Below are 21,527 nucleotides of genomic sequence, written 5' to 3'. Positions count from 1 at the left end.
CTCCCTTGGTTCAGTGGTTCTCAGGTGACGTCTTGTGGATGCGGGATCGGGCCCGGCTCAGACTTCCTCCACCGAGCTCGGCTCGGCGTGGGAGAGGTCGATGCCCAGCTCCTCGGCGGCGCGGTAGACCTCGTCCTCCGCGTCGCGCATCTCGATGGCCTGGCCGTCGGCGGAGAGGACCTCCACGTTCAGGCAGAGGGACTGCATCTCCTTGATGAGCACCTTGAAGGACTCGGGAACACCCGGCTCCGGGATGTTCTCGCCCTTGACGATGGCCTCGTAGACCTTCACGCGGCCGTGGATGTCGTCGGACTTGATGGTCAGCAGCTCCTGGAGGGTGAACGCCGCGCCGTACGCCTCGAGCGCCCACACCTCCATCTCGCCGAAGCGCTGGCCGCCGAACTGGGCCTTACCGCCCAGCGGCTGCTGCGTGATCATCGAGTACGGGCCCGTGGAACGGGCGTGGATCTTGTCGTCCACCAGGTGGTGCAGCTTGAGCATGTACATGTAGCCCACGGACACCGGGTCCGGGAACGGCTCGCCGGTGCGGCCGTCGAACAGCTGCGCCTTGCCGCTGTCGCTCATGAGACGGTCGCCGTCGCGGGTCACGTTCACGTGGCCGAGCAGGCCCGTGATCTCGTACGCCTCGGCGCCGTCGAACACCGGGGTGGCCACGTTGACCGGACCGGACTGCCGCGGGAAGTTCGGCAGGTCCTTGATCCACTCCGGCTCGCCCTGGATGTCCCAGCCGCGCGAGGCGGCCCAGCCCAGGTGCAGCTCCATGACCTGGCCGAGGTTCATGCGGCCGGGGACGCCGAGCGGGTTCAGCACGATGTCCACCGGGGTGCCGTCCGCCAGGAACGGCATGTCCTCGAGCGGCAGGATCTTCGAGATGACGCCCTTGTTGCCGTGGCGGCCGGCCATCTTGTCGCCGTCGGTGATCTTGCGCTTCTGCGCCACGTAGACGCGCACCAGCTGGTTCACGCCCGGGGGCAGGTCGTCGTCCTCGTCGCGGTCGAAGATGCGCACGCCGATGACGGTGCCGGACTCGCCGTGCGGCACCTTCAGGGAGGTGTCGCGGACCTCGCGGGACTTCTCGCCGAAGATCGCGCGCAGCAGGCGCTCCTCCGGGGTCAGCTCGGTCTCGCCCTTCGGGGTCACGCGGCCGACCAGGATGTCGCCGGCCTCCACCTCCGCGCCGATGTGGATGATGCCGCGCTCGTCGAGCTGCGACAGCACCTCCTCGGACACGTTGGGGATGTCGCGGGTGATCTCCTCGGCGCCCAGCTTGGTGTCTCGGGCGTCGACCTCGTGCTCCTCGATGTGGATCGAGGTGAGGACGTCCTCCGAGACCATGCGCTGGGACAGGATGATCGCGTCCTCGTAGTTCAGGCCCTCCCAGGGCATGAACGCGACGAGGAGGTTCTTGCCGAGCGCGAGCTCGCCGTTGTCCGTGGCGGGACCGTCGGCGATGATGCTCAGCGGCTCCACCCGCTCGCCCTCGGACACGCGCACGCGCTGGTTGTAGGCGTTGCCCTGGTTCGAGCGCGCGAACTTCATGATCGGGTAGTGCGTGGTGGTGCCGTCGTCGTTCATGACGGTCACCAGGTCCGCGGCCACCTCGGTCACGACGCCGCCCTGGGTGGCCGTCACGGAGTCACCCGCGTCCACGGCCACGTACTTCTCCATGCCGGTGCCCACGTAGGGGGCCTCGGAGCGGAGCAGCGGCACGGCCTGACGCTGCATGTTCGCGCCCATGAGCGCGCGGTTGGCGTCGTCATGCTCGAGGAACGGGATCAGGGCGGTGGCCGCCGACACCATCTGGCGCGGGGACACGTCCATGTAGTCGATCTCGTCCACGGTCGAGAGCACGGGCTCGCCGTCGCCGCCGCGCTGGCGGCAGAGCACGAGCTCCTCCTCGAACCGGCCGTCCTCATCCACCGGGGCGTTCGCCTGGGCGATCTGGAAGGCCAGCTCGTCGTCGGCGGTCAGGTAGTCCACGGTGTCCGTGACCCGGCCGTCGACCACGCGGCGGTACGGGGTCTCGATGAAGCCGAAGGAGTTGATCCGGCCGAAGGTCGCCAGCGAGCCGATGAGGCCGATGTTCGGGCCTTCCGGGGTCTCGATGGGGCACATGCGGCCGTAGTGCGACGGGTGGACGTCACGGACCTCCATGCCGGCACGGTCGCGGGACAGGCCGCCCGGGCCGAGCGCGGACAGGCGACGCTTGTGCGTCAGGCCGGCCAGCGGGTTGTTCTGGTCCATGAACTGGGACAGCTGCGAGGTGCCGAAGAACTCCTTGATCGCCGCCACCACGGGGCGGATGTTGATCAGGGTCTGCGGGGTGATCGCCTCGACGTCCTGGGTGGTCATGCGCTCGCGCACGACGCGCTCCATGCGGGACAGGCCGGTGCGGATCTGGTTCTCGATCAGCTCGCCCACCGCACGGATGCGACGGTTGCCGAAGTGGTCGATGTCGTCGATCTCCACGCGCACATCCACCGGCTCGCCGTCGCGCGTGCCCTTGATGACGGTCTCGCCGGCGTGCAGCGCGGCGATGAAGTGCACCATCTGGACGATGTCGTCCTCGGTGAGCACAGACGCGTTGGGGTCGCCGAGGTGCACGTCCACGCCGAGCTTGCGGTTGAGCTTGTAGCGGCCCACCTTGGCGAGGTCGTAGCGCTTCGGGGTGAAGTACAGGTTGTTCAGCAGCGTCTGCGCGGCGTCGACGGCGGCCGGCTCGCCCGGGCGCAGCTTGCGGTAGATGTCGAGCAGGGCCTCGTCCTGGTCCGCGGTGCCGTCCTTCTCGAGGGTGGCGCGGATGGAGTCGTAGTGGCCGAACTCCTCCAGGATGCGGGACTCGGTCCAGCCCATGGCCTTGAGCAGCACCGTCACGGGCTGCTTGCGCTTGCGGTCGAGGCGGACGCCGACCTGGTCACGCTTGTCCACCTCGAGCTCGAACCAGGCGCCGCGCGAGGGGATGATCTTCGCGGAGAAGATCTCCTTGTCCGAGGTCTTGTCCGGGGTGCGCTCGAAGTAGGCGCCCGGGGAGCGGACCAGCTGGGAGACGACGACGCGCTCGGTGCCGTTGATGATGAACGTGCCGTTGCGGGTCATCAGCGGGAAGTCGCCCATGAAGACGGTCTGCTGCTTGATCTCGCCGGTCGTGTTGTTCATGAACTCGGCCTTGACGTACAGCGGGGCGGAGAAGGTCGCGTCGCGATCCTTGCACTCCTCCTCCGTCATCTTCGCGTCGGCGAACTCGGGCTCGGCGAAGGACAGGGACATGGTGCCCTGGAAGTCCTCGATCGGGGAGATCTCCTCGAAGATGTCCGTCAGTCCCGAGGTGACGGGCACGGAGTGGTCGTCGGCGGCCAGGGCGGCGTCCACGCGCGCGGTCCACCGCTCATTGCCGATCAGGCGGTCGAACGACTCGGTCTGCAGCGCCAGCAGGTCCGGCACGTCCAGCGGCTCGGAGATCTTGGCGAAGGAGACGCGTCCGGCGGAGGCGCCGGATCGCGGGGAGACGGTAGCGGTTTCGTTGGAGGTGCTCGAGGCGACCACGTAGGATCCTTCCACAGGCCTTCTGGGGTTCCGTTCGCTCCCCTGCCGCGAGACGGCGGCGCCGGCCCACCGCTATATGAAGGCCGTGCGGAACCGTGCGGGCCACGGCGGGACGCGAGGTCCTGCGGGCGGCACGGAACAGGGGAGATGCAAATATCCATCCTATCCGCGCCCGTCGCCCCTGTCCAGCCGCGGGTGCGTGACCTGGGACGCCACGAGGCCCCCGGTCCGCAGTGCGGGTCCGGGGGCCTCGTGAGGAGGCGTGATGCGGCTCAAGCCGCGATCATCACTTGAGGGTGACGGTGGCGCCGGCGCCCTCGAGCTGCTCCTTGGCCTTCTCGGCGGTCTCCTTGTTGACGCCCTCGAGGATGGGCTTGGGAGCGCCGTCCACCAGGTCCTTGGCCTCCTTCAGGCCGAGGGAGGTGAGGGCGCGCACCTCCTTGATGACGCCGATCTTCTTGTCGCCGGCGGCCTCGAGGATGACGTCGAACTCGTCCTTCTCCTCGGCGGCGGCGGCCTCGGCACCACCGGCGGCACCGCCGGCGGCGGCCACGGCCACGGGGGCGGCGGCGGTGACGTCGAACTTCTCCTCGAACGCCTTGATGAACTCGGACAGCTCGATGAGGGTCAGCTCCTCGAACGCGGCGAGCAGCTCTTCGGTGGTCAGCTTGGCCATGATGGCTCCTTTACGGGTACGTCTTGACTACGTGTGAAGTGGTGGGCCGTGCAGCCCGGGGCGGACTGCTCAGGCAGCCTCGCCCTGCGCGGCGCGCAGCGCCTCGACCGTGCGGACGGTCTTGGACAGCGGCGCCTGGAACAGGGCGGCAGCCTTGGACATGCTGCCCTTCATCGCGCCGGCGAACTTGGCCAGCAGCACCTCGCGGGACTCGAGGTCCGCGAGCTTCTTGATGCCGGCCTCGTCCAGGGGCTGGCCATCCATGTAGCCGCCCTTGAGCACGAGCTTCTCGTGATCCTTGGCAAAGTCACGCAGGGCCTTGGCGACGTTGACCGGGTCCCCGGTCACGAACGCGATCGCGGTGGGACCGGACAGGTGAGCCTCGAGGCCCTCCAGACCGGCGTCCTTGGCCGCGATCTCGGCCAGCGTGTTCTTCGCCACGGCGTAGGTCGCGTCCTGACGGATGGAGTCACGCAGCTGCTTGAGCTCCGTCACCGTCAGGCCACGGTATTCCGTCAGAACAGCGGCGCTGGACTCACGGAACAGGTCCGTGAGCTCAGCCACCGCCGACTCCTTCGCGGACGTCGCCATGGCACTCCTCTCGATGATGCGTGGGAACCGCCACCCCGAGACGAGAAAACGCCCCGTGCAGATGCACGGGGCGCAGCAGGAGCATCGACGCGGCCGGACCCGGAGGGTCGACGTGCGGATGCGAGCGTGGCTCACGTTCACCTGCGCGGGCCGTCTCCGTCAGGGAGATCCTTCGGTGGGCTCTGCCCGGAGGCAGGGCACCACGACCGGCGGTCTTCGGTAGGCACCAGCGTACACGTCCGGGACGGGTCCGCAAAATCGACCCGCGACGGCGACGGCCGGTCGCCCCGCTGCGGGGACGACCGGCCGGCGTCGTGGGCCCCGATCACCGGGGCCGCGTGGCTCAGAGCTCCGAGGAGTCCACCGAGGTCACGTTCGGGTCCATGGGCACGCCCGGGCCGAAGGTGGTGGCCACGGTGGCCTTGGAGATGTAGCGGCCCTTGGAGGAGGACGGCTTCAGACGCAGGACCTCCTCGAGGGCTGCGGCGTAGTTCTCCACCAGGGCCTTGGCCTCGAAGGAGGTCTTGCCGATGATGAAGTGCAGGTTGGAGTGCTTGTCGACGCGGAAGTCGATCTTGCCGCCCTTGATGTCGGCCACGGCCTTGGCCACGTCCGGGGTCACGGTGCCGGTCTTGGGGTTCGGCATCAGGTTGCGGGGGCCGAGCACCTTGCCCAGGCGGCCGACCTTGCCCATGAGCTCCGGGGAGGCCACGGCGGCGTCGAAGTCCACCCAGCCCTCGGAGATCCGGGCGATCAGGTCGTCGTCGCCCACGACGTCCGCGCCGGCGGCGCGGGCGGCCTCGGCGCGGTCACCGGTGGCGAACACGACGACGCGGGCGGTCTTGCCGGTGCCGTGGGGCAGGCTCACGGAGCCGCGGACCATCTGGTCGGCCTTGCGGGGGTCGACCGAGAGGCGGAGGGCCACCTCCACGGTGGCGTCGGTCTTGGAGGGGTTGGTCTCCTTGGCGAGGCGGATCGCCTCCACCGGCGAGTACAGGTCCTCGCCGATCGCGGCCTTGGCCGCCTTGTATGCCTTGCTGCGCTGTGCCATCTGCGTTCTTCTCCTTGTGCAGTCGTGGTCTGCGGGCCGCGCTCGGCCCTGCCACTGGAAGGGGGTGGGGGTGGGCGTCAGCCCTCGACGGTGATGCCCATCGAGCGGGCGGTGCCCGCGATGATCTTGGCGGCGGCCTGGACGTCGTTGGCGTTCAGGTCCTCCATCTTGGTCTGGGCGATCTCCTCGCACTGGGCCTGGGTCAGCGTGCCGACCTTGGCCGTGTGCGGGGTGGCGGAGCCCTTGGCGACGCCGGCGGCCTTCTTGATGAGCTCGGCGGCCGGCGGGGTCTTGGTCACGAAGGTGAACGAGCGGTCCTCGTACACGGTGATCTCGACCGGGACCACGTTGCCGCGCTGCGACTCGGTGGCGGCGTTGTACGCCTTGCAGAACTCCATGATGTTCACGCCGTGCTGGCCCAGGGCGGGGCCGATGGGCGGGGCCGGGTTGGCGGCGCCGGCCTGGATCTGAAGCTTGATCAGACCGGTAACCTTCTTCTTGGGAGCCATGAGTGGATCCTTCTCTCACTGGGGGAACCTCGGCGCAGGAGCGCACCGGGGGCGGTGGCCGCCGTGGCGCGGCGGCCGGTGCCGCGTCCGGGCCGGCAGGCGGCCGGCCCGGTGCGGAAGCGTCGGGTGTCCTCAGATGGCCTTGGTCACCTGGTTGAAGGACAGCGTCACGGGGGTCTCGCGCTCGAAGATCGAGACGAGCACCACGAGCTGCTGGGCCTCCGGCTTGATCTCGGAGATCGTGGCCGGGAGGGTCTCGAACGGGCCGTCGTTGACGGTGACCGACTCGCCGACCTCGAAGTCCACGTGGATCGCGGGGGCGGCGGGCGCGCCGGACTCGGCCGCGGCGGGGACGGCCAGGCCGGCCTTTTCGGCGGCGCGGGCGGCCTCCTGGATCACGGACGGGGCGAGCATGTCGTACACCTCGTCCAGGCTGAGCGGCTGCGGGTGGTGGGCGTCGTTGCCCACGAAGCCCGTGACGCCCGGGGTGTGCCGTACGACGCCCCACGAGGCGTCGTCGAGGTCCATGCGGACGAGCACGTAGCCCGGGATGCGCACGCGCGAGACGATCTTGCGCGTGGTGTTCTTGATCTCCACGACCTCCTCCATGGGGACCTCGATCTCGTAGATCGAGTCCTCCATGTCCTGGGTCAGGATGCGGGCCTCGAGGTTGGTCTTCACGCGCTTCTCGTAGCCGGCGTAGGTGTGGACGACGTACCAGTCGCCGGGCTGGCGGCGCAGGCGGGTGCGCAGCTCCTCGGCGGGGTCCACGGCGGGCTCGTCGTCGGCCTGCTCCTCGACGGGGGTCGGCGCGTCCTCGCCCTCGGCGACGGCCAGGTCTGCCTCCTGCACGGTGGCCTCGGCGGTCTCGTCACCGCTGCCGACGGGCTCGTCCAGGGCGGCCTCGACGGGCGTCCCGGCGTCCTGCGCGGTCTCGGCGGCCACAGCGTCCTCCGACATCGGGACGGACTCCTCGGCGGGCTGACGATCCAGTTCCTGCTCGGACACGGTTCCTGCTTTCTGCTGACGGACGGCGGGCCCTGCCGTCGGGGAGGGCCCTCACGGGCGTGCGGGGGACGCGTCCTGCGACGTCGGGACCGTCCGCGCCGGGCTCAGAGGCCGCCGGCGCCGAACAGGAGACCCGCCACGGTGCCGAACACCCAGTCCAGCCCCATGACCAGCAGGATCATGAACGCCACGAAGGCGAGCACCACTCCGGTCGTGCGCAGCAGCTCCTCGCTCGTGGGGGTGACGACCTTGCGGAGCTCGTCCACCACCTGGCGCAGGAACAGCGCGATCCGCGCGAACAGCCCGCGACGCTGCCTGCTCGGCGTGGGGGTGGGCCCCCCGCCGTTCGCCGCCATCTCAGTCACGTGGCCTCACTCGTCGGATCGCCGAATCGCTTTCTACACGTCCGATGCCGAGCACGAGGCCCGGCATCGAGCAGGGCAGACAGGACTCGAACCTGCAACCTGCGGTTTTGGAGACCGCTGCGCTACCAATTGCGCCACTACCCTTCGGACCGACGGAGCCGGCCGAACCCTCGCGGGATCGACCGTGAACGCGGTACCGGAGATCCAGGATACGCCATCGGGCGGCGGGAGTCGAACGGGCCCCGGGCAGTCAGTACCCTGGCAGGACGGAGCCCCGCTCCGCCCCGCCCTCCCCGTCGAGCTCGAAGAAGGTCCCCATGGCCGCGCCCGCCCGCCGCGTCTCCGCCCGTCTGTCCGCCATCGCGCCCTCCGCCACCCTCGCCGTCGACGCCCGCGCCAAGGAGCTCAAGGCCGCCGGGCGCCCGGTGATCGGCTTCGGCGCCGGCGAGCCCGACTTCCCCACCCCGGACTACATCGTGGAGGCCGCCGTCGCCGCGGCCCGGGACCCGAAGAACCACCGCTACTCCCCCGCCGCCGGCCTGCCCGAGCTGCGCGAGGCGATCGCGGCCAAGACGCTGCGCGACTCCGGCGTGTCCCTCGAGGCCGCCCAGGTGCTCGTGACCAACGGCGGGAAGCAGGCCGTGTACAACGCCTTCGCCGCCCTGCTGGACCCGCAGGACGAGGTGCTCGTCCCCGCCCCCTACTGGACCACCTACCCGGAGGCGATCCGCCTGGCCGGCGGCGTGCCGGTGGAGGTGTTCGCCGGCCCCGAGCAGGGCTACAAGGTCACCGTGGACCAGCTCGACGAGGCCGTCACGGACCGCACCAAGGTGCTCCTGTTCGTCTCCCCCTCCAACCCCACCGGCGCCGTGTACTCCCCCGAGGAGACGGCGGCGATCGGCCGGTGGGCACGGGAGCGGGGGCTGTGGGTGGTCACCGACGAGATCTACGAGCACCTGACCTACGACGGCATGCCGTTCACCTCGATCGTCCGCGCCGTGCCCGAGCTGGCGGAGCAGTCCGTGATCCTCAACGGCGTCGCCAAGACCTACGCCATGACGGGCTGGCGCGTCGGCTGGATGGCCGGTCCGCTGGACGTGGTCAAGGCCGCCACGAACCTGCAGTCCCACGCCACCTCGAACGTGGCCAACGTGTCGCAGCGGGCCGCGCTGGCCGCCGTCGCCGGCCCGTTGGACGCCGTGGCGGAGATGAAGACGGCGTTCGACCGCCGGCGCCGGGCCATGGTCGAGGCCATGGACGCCGTGCCGGGCTTCCACTGCCCCACCCCGCAGGGCGCGTTCTACGCGTACGTGGACGTGCGGGAGGCGCTCGGGAAGACCTACCGCGGGGGCGTCACCCCCACGACGTCGGCCGAGCTGGCCGCCTTCATCCTCGACGAGGCGGAGGTCGCCGTAGTCCCGGGCGAGGCGTTCGGCCCGTCCGGCTACCTGCGACTGTCCTACGCGTTGGGCGATGCGGACCTCGCGGAGGGCGTCGAGCGCATCCGTGCCCTGCTCAGCGCCTGAGCCGCCCACCCCGTCCCTGAGCCCCGCGACGCCGCGCGCCACGGGGCTCAGGCGTATCCGCGGCGCGCGGCCCAGCGGGTCAGCTCGTGGCGGTTGGAGAGCTGGAGCTTGCGCAGCACGGAGGACACGTGGGTCTCGACCGTGCGGTCCGAGATGAACAGCTCCGCCCCGGCCTCGCGGTAGGTGTATCCGCGGGCGATCAGCCGCATGACCTCCCGCTCCCGTGCCGAGAGCCGGTCGAGATCCTCGTCGGGGGCCGCAGCACCGCTCGTCGCCGCGGCTGGGACGGGCGGGGACGCGGGCGCCGTGCCGCGGAAGGCGTCGAGGACGAACCCGGCCAGCCGGGGCGAGAACACCGCGTCGCCGTCGGCCACGCGGACCGCCGCGTCCGCCACCTCGGCGCCGGAGGCCGTCTTGGTGATGTAGCCGCAGGCCCCCGCACGGATCACGGCGACGACGTCCTCGGCCGCGTCCGAGACGGACAGGGCCAGGAACCGCTGCGCGGGTCGGCGCGCGAGGACACGCTCGGCCACCTCCGCTCCCCCGCCGCCGGCCCCGCCGGGCAGGTGCACGTCCAGCAGCACCACATCCGGCGCCAGGTCCAGCACGGTGCGGACGGCCTCGTCCACGTCCCCAGCCTCGCCGACGATGGCCAGTCGGTCCGGGTCCAGGTCGGCGCGCAGGCCGGAGCGGAAGATCGCGTGGTCGTCCACGATGACGGCCGTGCGCAGGGCGGGGTCGGTCATGGATGCTCCTGTCCGGTGCGCGCTCGCGCACCCTCGGGCTCGGTCAGGGTCAGGTGGACCTCGGTGCCGCCCGGGCCGGACCGGATGCGGGCGGTCCCGCCGGCACGCTTCATGCGGCCGAGGATCGACTCCCGCACGCCGAGCCGGTCGGCCGGGGCCGTGGGCAGGTCGAAGCCGGGGCCGCGGTCCCGGACGAACACCTCCGCGACGGTGCGGCCGCGGTCGTCCTCACCGGCCTCCGCGAAGACCTGCGCGTCGCCGGCGTGCCGGGCCGCGTTCTGCATGGCCTCGCGCGCCGCGGCCGCGAGCGGCTCGAGCCACGCCCCCGCGGCCCGCCCCACGGCCACGACCTCCACCCGGGACCCGTGCGCGTCCTCGACGGCGGCGGCGTGCTCTTCGAGGGCCTCCGCCAGGGAGTGCGGGCCGCCACGGGAGTCCAGGGCGAGGAACTGACGCAGCTCACGCTCCTGGGCGCGGGCCACCCGGGCCACCGCGTCCGCGTCCTGGGCGCGCCGCTGGATGAGGGCGAGGGACTGCAGCACCGAGTCGTGCAGGTGCGCCGCGATCTCGGCGCGCTGGGCCTGCACCGCGAACGCGGTCCGCTCCGCGTCGCGTCGGCGCAGCCAGGCCAGGACGTAGGGCATGGCCACCAGCGCCGCGCCGGCGAGCATCGCGACGGCGGCCAGCAGCGCCCGCCACAGCTCGCCCGAGCGCACGGCGCCCAGGACGATGGCCAGCACCGCCAGCAGCACGAGGGCCGTGCCGAGCACGAGGCGGACCAGTCGTCCGCTCCGCCCGGCCCGGGGCCCGCCCGCCAGGTCGAGCTGCATCCAGGCCAGGCCGAGGCCGATCACGAGGACGGCCACCGGGCCCACGAGCGCCCAGTCGACGGCGAGGCCGAGGCCGTCCGCGACGGTCAGCATGCCCACGCCGAGCACCACGGCGGCCAGCAGCACCGGCCAGCCGCCCTCGCGCACCCGCTCGAGCACCTCGGGGGCGCGACCACGCAGGGTGGGGGCGTCGGCGGCGGGGGCGCCGTCCGGACCCTCCTCCGGCATGAGCAGCCAGAGCCACACGTACAGGGCCAGGCCCGCGCCGCCCAGCAGGCTCAGCAGCGCCAGGGCCGCGCGGACGCGGCCGGCGGGCATCCCGAGGTGCCGGGCGAGCCCCGCGGCGACGCCGGACACCGGGCGGTCGGCCCCGTGCCGCATCAACGGCGGACGCGGGGCCGGCGCGGGCACGGACGGGGTGGGCATGCCCCCATCCTGCCGCGTCGGACGGGGCGGCACATCCGGGGAGGATTCCGGGAGTTCCCGGATGGGCGGGGGCCGCAGGCGGACGAGGATGGAGACATGACGAGCACACACGACCCGTTCACCGGCCCCGGCCCCCACGTCGCCCCCGACGGAGCCGCCGCGGGCGAGACCGGCCCCGACGGACTGGACGCTCTGCCGGGCTGGCTGCGCCGCGCCGTCCTGAGCTGGGGCGTGCGCCGCTCGCCGGCCTCGTGGGTCGGCGGGGTGCTCGGCGGGGTGGCCGAGCGCTACCGCATCGACCCGCTGCTCGCCCGCGGCGTGTTCGTCGCCGTGTGCATGATCTCCGCGGGTCTGGGCCTGCTGGCCTACGCGGCCGCCTGGGCCGTGCTCCCCGACGCCGACGGACGCGTGCAGTTCGGCCGCCTGCGCCGCGGGGAGTGGCAGGACGCCACCATGGCCATCGGCGTGATCGGGGCGATCGGCGCCCTCAACCTGCTGCTCGGCGCCGGGTTCACCCTCATCGCCCCGGCCGTGGGCGGCCCCGGCTCCCTCGTGGGCCTGGGCGCGCTGGCCGTGCTCGTCTGGTGGCTCGTGACCCGCTGGGACGGCCGGGCGCAGGCCCGCGTGGCCCCGGGCCGGGTCCCCGACGCCGACCAGCCCGCCCACGCCGTGCCGCGCCCGGCCTGGTACGTCGGCGGAGGTCCGCGCGAGCGGGCGGCCGAGGTCACCGACCCGCACGGCTTCCGCCCCGAATGGATCGACCCCGCGACCGGCACCTGGCGCGACCACGTCCACTCCCGCGAGCGGCGAGCCGCGGCGCGCCTGGCCGAGGAGGCCCCCCGGGCGGCCACCGCCCCGACCGGCTCGGGGTCCGCAGCCACGGCCGCGAAGCCGCGCCTCGGGCCGATCGCGCAGGCCGCCACCTACGCCGGGGCCGTCCTCGCCGCGCTCGCCGCCCTCGGGATCAGCCTGCTGCTCGGCGTCGGTCCGACCCCCACGCTGCTGGCGGTGCCCATGCTCGTCGCCGCGCTCGCGGTGATCGCCCCCGTCCTGCTGGGCGCTCTGCTCAGCGGCCGTCGTCCCGGCACCCTCGGCCCGGCGAGCGGCATCCTCGTGGGTGCGACGGCCCTCCAGGTCGCCGTCCTCGTGGCCCTCGGCTGACCCGCCGCCCGTCGCCCGTCCCCTGACGCGACGCGGCGGGCACGCCTAGGGTGGTGCCGACCCCCACGAGAACGCCCGAGAGGACCCCCATGCGCGTCGGAATGCTCACCTCCGGAGGCGACTGCCCCGGCCTCAACGCCGTCATCCGCTCCGCCGTCCTGCACGGCATCAAGTCGTACGACATGGAGATGGTGGGCATCCGCAACGGGTGGTCCGGCCTGATCGAGAAGGACGTCGAGGACCTGCCCCGCTCCCGCGTGCGCGGCCTGGCCCGCACCGGCGGCACCATCCTCGGCACCTCCCGCACGCACCCCTACAACGCGGAGGGCGGCGGCCCGGAGAACATGCTCCGCAACCTGCGCGAGCTGGACATCGACGCCGTCATCGCCATCGGCGGCGAGGGCACCCTGGCCGGCGCGAACCGCCTGGCCGCGGACGGGCTGCCGATCGTGGGCGTGCCCAAGACGATCGACAACGACCTGCAGGGCACCGACTACACGTTCGGCTTCGACACGGCCGTGCAGATCGCCACGGACGCCATGGACCGGCTGCGCACCACGGGCGAGTCCCACCACCGCTGCATGGTCGCCGAGGTCATGGGCCGCCACGTCGGCTGGATCGCCCTGCACTCGGGCATGGCCGCCGGCGCCCACGCGATCCTCATCCCCGAGGTCCGCACCCCGATGTCCCAGGTCGCCGAGTGGGTGCAGCAGGTCCACGACCGCGGTCGCTCCCCGCTGGTCGTGGTGGCGGAGGGCTTCGTCCCCGAGGGCCACGACGATCCGCTGGCCGAGGCCGGCGTCGAGGCGTCCGGCCGGCCGCGTCTGGGCGGCATCGGCGAGTGGGTGACCCGCGAGATCGAGGAGATGACGGGCATCGAGACGCGCAGCACCATCCTGGGCCACATCCAGCGCGGCGGCGCCCCCACCGCCACGGACCGCGTGCTCTCCACGCGCTTCGGCATGGGCGCCGTCGACCTCGTCGCGCAGCGCCGCTGGGGACAGATGGTGGCGGCCAACGGCACGGAGATCATCTCCATCCCCATGAGCGCCGCCCTCAAGGGCCTCAAGAAGGTGCCGGTCTCGCGCTACGACGAGGCGAAGATCCTGTTCGGCCGGTGAGACCCGACCACCCCGCCGTCGGCGTGCTGGCCCTCGGGCTGGCGCGTCGGCTCGGCCTGCCCGACACCGCGCTGCTGCCCGGCGACGCCCCGGCGGCGGGCGCCGAGCCGCGCCGCATCGAGGTGGTCCGGCCGGATGGGGCCGAGGCGGAGGTGCTGGCCCTGCCCTGGGCCACCGTCGTGGCGGGGCCGGCGTGGTTCACGCGTGCCTGCCGCGGCGTGCCCGCCGAGGCGCTGGGCGTGGAGTCGGCCCTGCTGCGGACGGCGGTGCGGGCCGCCGCCGGGGAGGCGGTGCGCTCGCGCGGCGAGTTCACGCTCTACGCGGCCGAGGAACCGCCGCCGGTCGACCCCTCGCGCACCGTCGCCGTGTCCCACGACCCCGCCCACGTCCACGCCGTGGCCGCGCGGGCCCCCGCGGACGACGTGGCCGAGGCGGGTGTCCTCTCCTGGGAGTCCTTGGCCGCGCTCGTTCCCGACGACGGCGCGGGACGGGCGATCGAGGCCCCGGTGGCGGCCGCGGGGTATCGCGTGACGGGCGGCGTGCTGGCCTCGCTGGGCACCCTCACCCCACCGTCACTGCGCGGTCGTGGGCTCGGCCGCTACGCGGTGGCCGTGGCGATGGACCGGGCGGCGCTGGAGGGGCTGCTGCCGTTCGCCGAGGTGCCGGCGGGCCACACGGCCGCGCACCACGTGGCGATCGCCGTCGGGCTGGAGGCGGCGGGCACGCGGACCGTGCTCGCGCTGGAGTGAGCGGGCGGGTCGGTCAGCGCAGGCGGCCCACGCCACGCGGTCGGCCGACGACCTGCCCGGCGTCCGGGGACACGAGCGGCTCCTGGCTCGCGGCGATCCAGCCGCCCTCGGCAACACCGTCCTCGCCGGGAGCGTCCTCGCGGACCAGCAGCTCGGCGTCCACGGGCACGGTGCGCTTGAGCAGCGCCAGGGCGACGGCGCCCGCCTCATGGTGCTGGGCCGCGGCGGTGACCGTCCCCACCGGACGGGCGGCGGCGCGGGCCTCGGGCGTGTCCTCGGCCGGCCGGAGGATCACGGGGGCACCGTGCTCGGGGAGCGCGTGGACGGAGCCGTCCAGGAGCAGGCGGGTGAGGCGGCGGGGCGGGCGGCCCAGGTTGTGCACGCGCGCCACGGTCTCCTGACCGCGGTAGCAGCCCTTCTCGAGGTGCACGGCGGTGCGCAGCAGGTCCAGCTCGTGCGGGATCGCGCGGTCGTCCACGTCGAGGGCCCGGCGGGGGCGGCCGGCCTCGATGCGCAGCGCCTCGGCCGCCGTCGTGCCCGCCAGGGACCAGCCCGCGAGCACGCCCGTGCCGAGCGCGCGGACGGTGGCCTCGAGGTCGGCCCGGGTGACGAGGTACTCGCGCCAGGACCAGTCCGCACCCGGGTGGGTCGCCGGATCCGGATCGGCCGTGTAGGCCCAGCCGCCCGCCCCGACGCGCGGCCACGGGTCCAGCCACACGGTGCGGTCCTCCCAGCCGGGCACGGGCGCGGTGGCGCCCACGACGGCGACCGCCCCGGTGTGGTCCCGCAGCGTGACGTCGTGGGAGAAGCGCATTGAGGTGAGCCACGCGGCCAGGCCCGGGCCGTCCTCGCGGTCCGTGACGAGCCAGGCCGCGGCGCCGTCCTCGAGCAGGTGGGCGGCGTGCTCGATCCGCCCCTGCACGTCGAGGAAGAGGATCTCGGTGCTCGTGCCGGGGGGCAGCGTCTCGACGTGCTGCGTGCCGAGCGTGTGCAGCCAGCTCAGCCGGTCCGGGCCGGACACGGAGAGCACGGCCCGGTGGGAGAGGTCGACCAGGGCGCGGCCCCGGGCGAGGGCGCGCTGCTCGGGCAGGGGGCGACCGTAGTGCGCGGCGACGCCGGCGTCCGGGCCGCGGCCCTCGACGGCGCCGCCGGCCGGCCCCTGCGGCTCGGCCACGGCCAGGTCCAGCAGCGGGCTGCGGGAGGCCGTCACGACTGCTCCCCGCGAGCCCCGCGAGGACGCTCGGCCCCCGGGGCGAGCCGACCCTCGGCCGCGCTCGGCATGCGGTCCAGGATGGCGGAGGCGTGCGCCTCGAGCTCGGCGCCCGCGGCGTCCGCGACGTCCCAGCGCCAGAACAGCTGCCCGTTCACGAGACCGGCCATGCGGGTGGCCCGGTGGTACGGGCCGGCGGCGGAGCCGCGCAGGACCGCGTCCGTGGCCAGCTGAAGCTGCGGGCCCTTGATGCGGCCGTAGTACAGCTCGGACAGCGAGCCCGGATGCGTGATGGTGGCGGTCAGGCCGAAGCCCTCGTCGCCGGCGCGCAGCCGCTCGACGTCCTCGGCGGAGCGGAACGCGGGGACGATGTCCGCCGGGCGCATGCCGGGGCCGACGTCGCCGTCGCGCCGCGCCCGGTCCACCTGCCAGAAGCCGGACTCCACGGTCAGCGGACGCAGCAGCGTGCCGTCCGCCTCGCACAGCCACGACTCCGCGCGGTACTCAACGAACGGCAGACCGTGCTCGGTGAAGTCCACTCGCTGGTAGAAGATCTCGGTGCCGGCGGAGCCGTCGCCGAGGCGGCCCTGGCCCTCCCAGCTGCCGATGAGCCAGGACAGGGGCGCGAGCTCGGGGGTGAGGTCGTACGGGAGTTCAGTCGCCATGGCAGATCACGGCGCGGCCCGACAGCGGGCCGCGCGTCCTCAGCGCTGGCCCTTGAAGAGGCCGCTGATGACGACCGCGGCGACGGCGGCCATCCCCAGGCCGGCCAGGACCACGAGGGCCAGGTAGAAGATCTCGAGCGCAAGAAGGGTATCCATGCGGGACATCCTACCGAGCGGGCCCGACCTGTCAGGCCAGGAAGCCCACCATGACGTGCGCCACCACGCCGGCCGCGCCCACGGGCGCCAACGCGAGGGCGTAACCCGCCCGGCGCGGGCGCAGGGTGGTGCCCACCGGCCGGTCCTCGGGTCGCGGCCGCGACGACGGCGCCGTGGCGGCGGTCAGGGACACCAGCACGGCCACCGCGAGCGCCGCGGCCGTGACGGCCGGCCGGTCCCGGGCGCCCACGCCGGCCAGCGCCGAGACGGGCCAGGCGAGCACCGTGCCGAGGGGGATGACGACGAGCGCCAGGACTCCCGGCCGGCCCTGCATCCACGGGGTGAGGCCGACGAGGGAGACCGCGGCCACCGTGACCGCCAGCGTGATGACCAGCCCGGCGACCGCAGGGGTGTCGGCCCAGCGTGAGACGGCCACCCAGCACGCCGTCACGACGGCCATGAACGCCCCGCCCATCGTGGCGACGGTGGACTCGAGGCGCAGCGGCCGGCCGGTCCCGCGCACCAGCTGGACGACGAACGAGGCCATGGTGCTCCAGGCGACGACGACGGCGAGCGGCTCGAAGAGCGTCCAGGCCCCGCTGTGGCCGTCCTCGAGCGGCGGCCACAGCAGCATGAGCAGCACCGCGGCGCCCCCGGCGACGGCCAGGGTGAGGCTGAGCGAGAGGCGCGCGGGCGCGCCCATCTGCCGCGGCCAGCCCCAGGCGATGACCAGGATCACGACGGCGGCGGCGAGGGCGGCGGGGACCGGGCCCAGCAACGCGGCACCGCCCAGGACGAGGGCGGCGACGGCCGCACTCAGGGCCATGGACAAGCGCATCACCTGCCCCATCCTGCCAGGTGCGCACCGGCTGGGCCCTGGGCGGGCGACGGCGGGGCGCACCTCGCGGGCCACCGCCCTCCTTCCGTAGGGTGGCCAGCATGGCCGAACACCCCACCCCCACGACCTCCGACGCCGACGAAACGCCGCGCGTCGTCACCCCGCGCCCGGAGGAGGCGAGCGCCGTCCTGGACCTGGCCGACCGCGCCGGGGCGGCGGACGGTCATCCCCCGCTCTCGGACCAGACGCGCGTGCTGCTCGCCCGCGGCGGGCAGCTCTGGTGGGGGGCCACCCGGGGCACGGACGGGGCGATCGACGGGGCGGCCGTGCTCGTGCCCGAGGGCACGGCGGCCGTGCTCGAGCTCGTCGTCGACCCGGCGGCACGCCGCATCGGCCGGGGGACGGCCCTGGCCGACGCCGCGGCCGCCGCGGTCCGAGACCTGGCGCGGGAGGACACCACGAGCGTCTGGGCCCACGGCATGCTCCCGGGGGCGGTCCGGCTCGCCCGGCGGCACGGCCTCGAGCCCGTCCGCGAGCTGCGCCGGATGCGCCTGTCGCACGCGGCGCTCGCCGCCCTGCCGGAGGTGCGGCTCGCCGACGGGGTCACCCTGCGCGGCTTCGTCCCCGGCCAGGACGAGCAGGCGTGGCTGGACGTGAACGCCGCCGCCTTCGCGGACCACCCCGAACAGGGCAGCCTGACCCGCGCCGACCTCGACGACCGCATGGCGGAGGACTGGTTCGACGCCGACGGCCTCCTGCTCGCCGCCCGCGAGGCGGACGGGCGGCTGCTCGGCTTCCACTGGACGAAGGTGGAGCCGGATGCCGGAGCCGACGGCCCGCGCGTCGGGGAGGTGTACGCCGTGGGCGTCTCCCCCGACGCCCAGGGCCTCGGCCTCGGTCGGGCCCTCACCCTGGCGGGGCTGCACCGGATGGCGGAGCAGGGGGTCGACGTCGTGGACCTGTACGTGGACGCGGACAACACGGCCGCCGTCGCGCTCTACGCGTCCCTCGGCTTCGAGCTGTTCGCCGCCGACGCCCAGTACCGCCGCCCCTGAGACCCTCGGGCGGGGGCCGGCCGGGCACATCCCGGGGGCCTCGTATCCTGGTGGGGCCGGCCCCCGCGGGGTCGGCCACGCCCCGTGCCCTGCCCCAGCAGTCGTCGCGGCCGCCGCACCCGAGAGGAACCCGCCCCATGCCCTCGTCCCACGCCGACCGCGTCGCCCGCTGGTCCACGGAGGACCGTGTCTCGGAAGGCCCCCGCGCCGAGGTGCTGGCCGCCGGCATGCTGCCGTGGCGCCGCGTGCCCGGCGGCCTCGAGGTGTTGGTGATCCACCGGCCGCGCTACGACGACTGGTCGTGGCCCAAGGGCAAGCTCGATCCGGGTGAGACGCTGCCGGAGTGCGCGGTGCGCGAGCTGCGCGAGGAGGTCGGCCTCGAGCTGCGGCCGGGCATCCCGCTGTGCGTGACCGCGTACGAGGTGCCCGGCAAGCGGGGCGCCCGTCAGAGCAAGGAGGTCTGGTACTGGGCCGCCGAGGTCGACGGCCAGCGTGCCCTCCCCGACGGCGACGAGGTGGACGAGGTCCGCTGGGTCGGGCCGGACGAGGCCCGGCGGCTGCTGACGAACGACTCGGATCGCGAACCGCTCGACCTGCTGCTGCGTGCCGCCTCCCGGGGGCGCCTGCGGACCGTGCCGCTGCTGGTGCTGCGCCACGCCAAGGCCAAGCCCCGCTCCTCGTGGTCCCGCGCCGAGCAGGAGCGCCCGCTGGCGGCGACGGGCCGGCGGCAGGCGCTCGCCGTCGAGGGCCTCGTGGCGGCCTGGCGACCGGAGCGGCTGGTCTCCTCCCCGTGGCGCCGCTGCGTGGAGACGCTGGCCCCGCTCGTGAAGTCCAGCCGGCTGCCGCTGAAGACCAAGGGCGCGTTCACGGAGACCACGGCCCGGGAGAAGCCCAAGAAGACCCGCAAGGTGATGGCCGAGCTCATGGGCCGCTCCCGGCCCCTGGTCGTGTGCACGCACCGGCCGGTGCTGCCGACGCTGTTCGAGGTGGTCGAGGACGCGGCCGCCGGCCAGGCGGACCGCGTGCTGCGGGCCCTGCCGACCGAGGACCCGTGGCTGCGGCCCGGCGCTGTGCTCGTGGCGCACCGCGCGCTCGACCTCGACGGCGACGTGGTGGCCGTCGAGGTCTACGACCCCTGGGACGACTGAGCCGCCCGCGCGACCGGGCCACCGTTGAGCGGGCCCGCCCCCGGCCCTAGGCTCGGGTCATGGAGAACACCGCCGCCCAGAGCCAGCCCGAGAAGATCGTCCACGAGCGCCTCACGGTGACCCGGGACCCGGACCGTCAGCGCTTCGAGCTGCGCCAGGACGGGACCTTCATCGGGTTCCTCGGCTACGACCAGGAGACCGTGCGCGGCGCGGACGGCGAGGACACCGTGGTCCTGCGCCTGCAGCACACCATCGTCGACGAGCAGTTCGGCCGCCGCGGCTTTGCCCGCGCCCTCGTGACCATGGTCCTGGACCGGCTGCGCGCGGAGGGTGACCGGATCGTGCCCGAGTGCTCCTACGTGGAGGACTACCTGCGCCGCTACCCCGAGTACCAGGACATGGTGCTCAACGGCTGACCGGGGGCGGGGCCCTGCCCTGCCGGCACCCGCCTCCCCTCCGTCCGGGCCCTCGCAGGCGACCTCGGCATCGCCCCCAACACCGTGGTGCGCGCCTACCGCGAGCTTGAGGCGGCCGGCGTCGTGCGCACGGCGCGCGGCAGGGGCACCGTCGTGGCGGACACCCCACCCGCCCCGGACGACGCCGCGGTGGGCGCCGCCGTCGAGCGCGCCGTGGCCCTGGCCCGGGCCGCGGGCTGGGATGAAGCCCGCCTCCGCCGGGCCGTCGACGACGCTCAGCGCGTCCGCTCGGATCGCTAGAGTGGACCGGGTGAGCATCCCGACCCCCTACGAGGACCTCCTCGCCGACGTGATGGCCCACGGGGCCGTCAAGACGGACCGGACCGGCACGGGCACGCGCAGCGTGTTCGGCCGCCAGCTGCGCTTCGACCTGGCCGAGTCCTTCCCGCTGATCACCACCAAGCGCGTGCACTTCAAGTCGGTCGCGCTCGAGCTGCTGTGGTTCCTGCGCGGGGACTCGAACGTGCGGTGGCTCCAGGAGCGCGGCGTGCGGATCTGGAACGAGTGGGCGGACGAGGACGGCGAGCTCGGCCCCGTCTACGGCGTGCAGTGGCGCTCGTGGCCCACCCCGGACGGGGGCCACATCGACCAGATCGCCAAGGTCGTGGAGCAGATCCGGACGAACCCCGACTCGCGCCGGCACATCGTCACCGCGTGGAACCCCGCCGAGGTGGACGAGATGGCGCTGCCGCCGTGCCACGCGCTGTTCCAGTTCTACGTCTCCCCCGGTCAGGACGGCGCCCCCGGGCGGCTCTCGTGCCAGCTCTACCAGCGCTCGGCGGACCTGTTCCTCGGCGTGCCGTTCAACATCGCCTCGTACGCGCTGCTCACGGTGATGGTCGCGCAGCAGACCGGGTTGACGCCCGGCGAGTTCGTGTGGACCGGCGGGGACGTGCACATCTACGCGAACCACGAGGAGCAGGTGCGCGAGCAGCTCTCCCGCGAGCCGTACCCGTACCCGCGGCTGCGGCTGCGGCGCACCCCCGCGTCGATCTTCGACTACGACTACGACGACTTCGAGGTCCTCGACTACCGTCACCACCCCACCATCACGGCGCCGATCGCCGTCTGAGCCGAGGATGCGCAGCGACCCCATGAGCCGGGCCACCCGTCCCACCGAGCCCGTGATCGCCATGATCTGGGCCCAGACCCCCGAGCGCGTCATCGGCCGCGACGGCACCATGCCGTGGCACGTCCCCGAGGACCTCGCCCACTTCCGGGCCCACACGCACGGCCACCCCGTGATCATGGGCCGGCGCACGTGGGAGTCGTTCCCGGCGCGCTTCCGCCCGCTGCCCGGGCGCACGAACATCGTGGTCTCCCGCACCCTGACGGCCACCGAGGAGGCCGGCGCGGAGCTGCGGGCCGCGGGCGCCGTCGTCGTGCCGGGCTTCGGGGCGGCCCTGGCCGCCGCGGCCGAGGCCGACGGCTGTGACACCGTGTGGGTGATCGGCGGGGCGACCCTCTACGAGCAGGCCCTCGACGTGGCCTCGCGCGCCGAGGTGACCGTGATCGACGCCGACGTCGACGGCGACACGCACGCCCCGCCGCTCGACGCCCGCTGGCGGCGCACCGCCGTCGACCCCGCCCCCGACGCGTGGCTGGACTCCGCCTCCGGCCCGCGCCACCGCTTCGAACGATGGGAACGCGACTGAC

22 protein-coding genes and 1 tRNA gene are annotated in these 21,527 nt (G+C 73.7%); 10 read left to right on the top strand and 13 right to left on the bottom strand.

Features of this window, described 5'->3' with window-relative positions; all coding sequences use genetic code 11:
* Positions 1-57: 57 nt before the first annotated feature.
* The 8 genes from rpoB to ACTSKS_RS01855 all read right to left on the bottom strand — a co-directional run bounded on the left by rpoB (position 58) and on the right by ACTSKS_RS01855 (position 7,908).
* Complete coding sequence (rpoB, locus tag ACTSKS_RS01890; RefSeq protein WP_442927237.1) at positions 58-3,564, bottom strand: DNA-directed RNA polymerase subunit beta; 3,507 nt, start codon at positions 3,562-3,564, stop codon at positions 58-60.
* 286 nt (positions 3,565-3,850) lie between these two features.
* On the bottom strand, positions 3,851-4,240 hold the full coding sequence (rplL, locus tag ACTSKS_RS01885) for a 50S ribosomal protein L7/L12 (RefSeq protein ID WP_010080376.1): 390 nt from the start codon (positions 4,238-4,240) through the stop codon (positions 3,851-3,853).
* Between the two features lie 69 nt (positions 4,241-4,309).
* A complete protein-coding gene (rplJ, locus tag ACTSKS_RS01880) occupies positions 4,310-4,831 on the bottom strand; it encodes a 50S ribosomal protein L10 (protein ID WP_002854782.1) in 522 nt (173 codons plus the stop codon).
* Between the two features lie 343 nt (positions 4,832-5,174).
* A complete protein-coding gene (rplA, locus tag ACTSKS_RS01875) occupies positions 5,175-5,882 on the bottom strand; it encodes a 50S ribosomal protein L1 (protein ID WP_036317746.1) in 708 nt (235 codons plus the stop codon).
* A 77-nt stretch (positions 5,883-5,959) separates the two neighbouring features.
* Positions 5,960-6,391, bottom strand: a complete 432-nt coding sequence (gene rplK / locus ACTSKS_RS01870; RefSeq protein ID WP_010080374.1) for a 50S ribosomal protein L11 — start codon at positions 6,389-6,391, stop codon at positions 5,960-5,962.
* 132 nt (positions 6,392-6,523) lie between these two features.
* Positions 6,524-7,399, bottom strand: coding sequence for a transcription termination/antitermination protein NusG (gene nusG, locus ACTSKS_RS01865; protein WP_145951043.1), 876 nt, complete (start codon positions 7,397-7,399; stop codon positions 6,524-6,526).
* Between the two features lie 104 nt (positions 7,400-7,503).
* A complete protein-coding gene (gene secE, locus ACTSKS_RS01860; protein WP_002854774.1) occupies positions 7,504-7,755 on the bottom strand; it encodes a preprotein translocase subunit SecE in 252 nt (83 codons plus the stop codon).
* A gap of 80 nt (positions 7,756-7,835) precedes the next feature.
* Positions 7,836-7,908, bottom strand: a tRNA-Trp gene (locus ACTSKS_RS01855).
* Positions 7,909-8,081: 173 nt separating this feature from the next.
* Here ACTSKS_RS01855 and ACTSKS_RS01850 point away from each other — a divergent pair.
* Positions 8,082-9,290: a pyridoxal phosphate-dependent aminotransferase gene (locus ACTSKS_RS01850; RefSeq protein WP_049146289.1), complete on the top strand. Its 1,209-nt coding sequence runs from the start codon at positions 8,082-8,084 to the stop codon at positions 9,288-9,290.
* Positions 9,291-9,337: 47 nt separating this feature from the next.
* Here the strand turns inward: ACTSKS_RS01850 and ACTSKS_RS01845 are convergent, their stop codons facing one another.
* Complete coding sequence (locus ACTSKS_RS01845; RefSeq protein ID WP_145951044.1) at positions 9,338-10,036, bottom strand: LuxR C-terminal-related transcriptional regulator; 699 nt, start codon at positions 10,034-10,036, stop codon at positions 9,338-9,340.
* Entirely contained in the window at positions 10,033-11,292 is a 1,260-nt protein-coding gene (locus ACTSKS_RS01840; protein ID WP_442927236.1) for an ATP-binding protein, read from the bottom strand. Before ACTSKS_RS01840 ends, ACTSKS_RS01845 begins: the two co-directional genes overlap by 4 nt.
* 96 nt (positions 11,293-11,388) lie before the next feature.
* Here ACTSKS_RS01840 and ACTSKS_RS01835 point away from each other — a divergent pair, with 96 nt between their 5' ends.
* The 3 genes from ACTSKS_RS01835 to ACTSKS_RS01825 all read left to right on the top strand — a co-directional run bounded on the left by ACTSKS_RS01835 (position 11,389) and on the right by ACTSKS_RS01825 (position 14,323).
* Positions 11,389-12,453 carry a PspC domain-containing protein gene (locus ACTSKS_RS01835; protein ID WP_442927235.1) on the top strand — a complete coding sequence of 355 codons (1,065 nt, stop codon included), beginning with the start codon at positions 11,389-11,391 and terminating at the stop codon, positions 12,451-12,453.
* Positions 12,454-12,542: 89 nt separating this feature from the next.
* Positions 12,543-13,574, top strand: a complete 1,032-nt coding sequence (locus tag ACTSKS_RS01830; RefSeq protein WP_036317733.1) for a 6-phosphofructokinase — start codon at positions 12,543-12,545, stop codon at positions 13,572-13,574.
* Positions 13,571-14,323: a GNAT family N-acetyltransferase gene (locus tag ACTSKS_RS01825; protein WP_442927234.1), complete on the top strand. Its 753-nt coding sequence runs from the start codon at positions 13,571-13,573 to the stop codon at positions 14,321-14,323. The genes ACTSKS_RS01830 and ACTSKS_RS01825 overlap by 4 nt, the downstream gene beginning before the upstream one ends.
* 13 nt (positions 14,324-14,336) lie before the next feature.
* Here the strand turns inward: ACTSKS_RS01825 and ygfZ are convergent, their stop codons facing one another.
* The 3 genes from ygfZ to ACTSKS_RS01810 all read right to left on the bottom strand — a co-directional run bounded on the left by ygfZ (position 14,337) and on the right by ACTSKS_RS01810 (position 17,192).
* On the bottom strand, positions 14,337-15,533 hold the full coding sequence (gene ygfZ / locus ACTSKS_RS01820) for a CAF17-like 4Fe-4S cluster assembly/insertion protein YgfZ (protein ID WP_442927233.1): 1,197 nt from the start codon (positions 15,531-15,533) through the stop codon (positions 14,337-14,339).
* A complete protein-coding gene (locus ACTSKS_RS01815) occupies positions 15,530-16,198 on the bottom strand; it encodes an FABP family protein (RefSeq protein ID WP_036337900.1) in 669 nt (222 codons plus the stop codon). Before ACTSKS_RS01815 ends, ygfZ begins: the two co-directional genes overlap by 4 nt.
* A gap of 187 nt (positions 16,199-16,385) precedes the next feature.
* Entirely contained in the window at positions 16,386-17,192 is an 807-nt protein-coding gene (locus ACTSKS_RS01810) for a hypothetical protein (RefSeq protein ID WP_442927274.1), read from the bottom strand.
* A 101-nt stretch (positions 17,193-17,293) separates the two neighbouring features.
* Between ACTSKS_RS01810 and mshD the strand changes: the two genes are divergently transcribed.
* The 6 genes from mshD (at position 17,294) to ACTSKS_RS01780 (ending at position 21,526) form a co-directional block, all read left to right on the top strand.
* A complete protein-coding gene (gene mshD / locus ACTSKS_RS01805; RefSeq protein WP_442927232.1) occupies positions 17,294-18,247 on the top strand; it encodes a mycothiol synthase in 954 nt (317 codons plus the stop codon).
* Positions 18,248-18,384: 137 nt separating this feature from the next.
* Positions 18,385-19,395, top strand: a complete 1,011-nt coding sequence (locus tag ACTSKS_RS01800; protein WP_158184933.1) for an NUDIX hydrolase — start codon at positions 18,385-18,387, stop codon at positions 19,393-19,395.
* Between the two features lie 59 nt (positions 19,396-19,454).
* Positions 19,455-19,811 carry a GNAT family N-acetyltransferase gene (locus ACTSKS_RS01795; RefSeq protein WP_134416831.1) on the top strand — a complete coding sequence of 119 codons (357 nt, stop codon included), beginning with the start codon at positions 19,455-19,457 and terminating at the stop codon, positions 19,809-19,811.
* Positions 19,812-19,880: 69 nt separating this feature from the next.
* Positions 19,881-20,111 (top strand): hypothetical protein, encoded by a 231-nt coding sequence (locus ACTSKS_RS01790; protein WP_237069078.1) that lies wholly within the window; start codon positions 19,881-19,883, stop codon positions 20,109-20,111.
* A gap of 1 nt (position 20,112) precedes the next feature.
* On the top strand, positions 20,113-20,943 hold the full coding sequence (locus ACTSKS_RS01785; RefSeq protein ID WP_036317717.1) for a thymidylate synthase: 831 nt from the start codon (positions 20,113-20,115) through the stop codon (positions 20,941-20,943).
* A gap of 22 nt (positions 20,944-20,965) precedes the next feature.
* Positions 20,966-21,526 carry a dihydrofolate reductase gene (locus ACTSKS_RS01780; protein WP_041103571.1) on the top strand — a complete coding sequence of 187 codons (561 nt, stop codon included), beginning with the start codon at positions 20,966-20,968 and terminating at the stop codon, positions 21,524-21,526.
* Position 21,527 lies beyond the last annotated feature (1 nt).

The organism is Micrococcus sp. TCR-5, assembly GCF_052220525.1.
Classification (GTDB): domain Bacteria; phylum Actinomycetota; class Actinomycetes; order Actinomycetales; family Micrococcaceae; genus Micrococcus; species Micrococcus luteus.
This window is presented reverse-complemented; position numbering and strand designations above follow the sequence as displayed.